Annotated in this window: 2 protein-coding genes; both read left to right on the top strand. The window is 46.9% G+C overall.

The window, feature by feature from the left end; genetic code table 11:
* A partial coding sequence (locus BV390_RS30250; RefSeq protein WP_227517269.1) for a DNA replication terminus site-binding protein occupies positions 1-721 on the top strand: 721 nt, incomplete at its 5' end.
* Positions 722-730: 9 nt separating this feature from the next.
* The coding region (locus BV390_RS30245) for a hypothetical protein (RefSeq protein WP_227517268.1) at positions 731-1604 on the top strand (874 nt) is incomplete at its 3' end.

The following is a 1604-nucleotide window of genomic DNA, read 5'->3' as shown; positions in this document are numbered from 1 at the left end:
GAATGATGTCACGCTGAAAATGCCGGCCTTTGAATGGGTTCATGTGCAGCTCCATCAGCAAAAGGGGATGATAAGTTTATCACCACCGACTATTTGCAACAGTGCCAATGATTTTGCTGCGGCAATGAGGCGTATCGATAATAAAAAGAATGTCCGTTTTGATAAAGTGCACAAGAAGCTCCCGGGCCTTGTCGCTATGCACTCAACAAGAAATATCCTTTTCATCAAGTCCCAGCTTAAAAAAGTTACTTTTTCATGGCGGCTAAACCGAAACCAGGAAGTTAAAACAGCAGAGCAACTTGTGAGTTTGTTGGAGCGCAGGAGAGCCTCAGAAGTAAAAAATGTAGCAACTACCAATTTGAATGTCGTGTCTAATATCGATAAGGCTTTACACCGTCTTGAATTTCACCCACTGAAGCAGGGCGAATCTTATCGCCTTTGTCGAACTAACTCTTTCCCTGTTCCGATTGCTCACATTTTTGCATTTAGGCCTGAAGGGCAGGAACGAAACGGGAATAAATATGCTGAGACTGATTATTCAGTAGTAAAAGCATCCTTGCCCATTTTCGCAGCAGGCAACATACCTCAATTAAAAACGCTCTCTGACTGGGCTCCTGAAAACAGCCAGGGTCCGTCCAACCAACGGAAGCTGAGCCTGAAATATACAGAACTCGTGCCGGGGGCTGAGCTGGGCATTTTCATTGTCAGCCCCGAAAATTAAGGAACAACAATGCAATGGATTTCCACAGCCAGCCAGAAAATCGATGAGCGTCTCTATCGTGTCTGCGTCTGGGTAAAAAAATATCACGCTGATGCGATTAACCGCGTTGTGCTAACCGTTGATCTAAGTAAAGCCCGACATGACCCTGACGAGGACCAGGTAAGAGCAGAGCTGCTGTGCGGCCATTATTTTTTGCTTCGTAAGGAAAACGCTTCGAACTCTGCGCCTGACGATCAAAAGTTTGCTTTCCTGCCTGACGGGCGCAATCTGTGTTGGCAGACCGCAACCCCGGTGCTTCAGCATCTCCTACTCAATAAAAACGTTCCTGAGTCGCTGAGGTTGCTTACGGACTACATACATATGCGTCTGGCCAGGCTGACAATGGTACCAATGTCCGGAACCATCATGAACGAGGCTCTGCTGGACAGCATCAGCTGGGTTAAGGTGGATTTGACCTACTTCTGGCAGTACGAACAGCTCAGCTCTCATCTGGGACCCATCCAGATAACCCACAAGGCACTAGTACGCTTCGGGCACCTGGCTAAGAATGATGAAAACTCCAGTGCCATAAGAATCCTGCGTCAGCGTCTGTCTTCAGAATTCTTACAAGAATTTCAGATGGCTGAGGATGAGCTAAAGCGCAAACAGTCGTTGATGGGCACCATGGACGTGAAAATGCTGTTTCATGCTCATTACCCCAGCCAGAAGATGCTGGTGGCTCGATATAAAAATGGTTGGGTAATGGTGGATTGTTTTCTGTTTCATCATACCAAACCTAAGGAAGGTGCGAATAAGCAGGTCATTTCTTCCCAAGCTGACTCGCTGATTAAAATTTCGCGGATCTGGGCCGATTTTTTTCCCGCAAACACATCGAATCAGCCTA

The sequence above is a fragment of the Klebsiella sp. YJ genome (assembly GCF_002108615.1).
GTDB classification, from domain to species: Bacteria; Pseudomonadota; Gammaproteobacteria; order Enterobacterales; family Enterobacteriaceae; genus Klebsiella; species Klebsiella planticola.
This window is presented reverse-complemented; position numbering and strand designations above follow the sequence as displayed.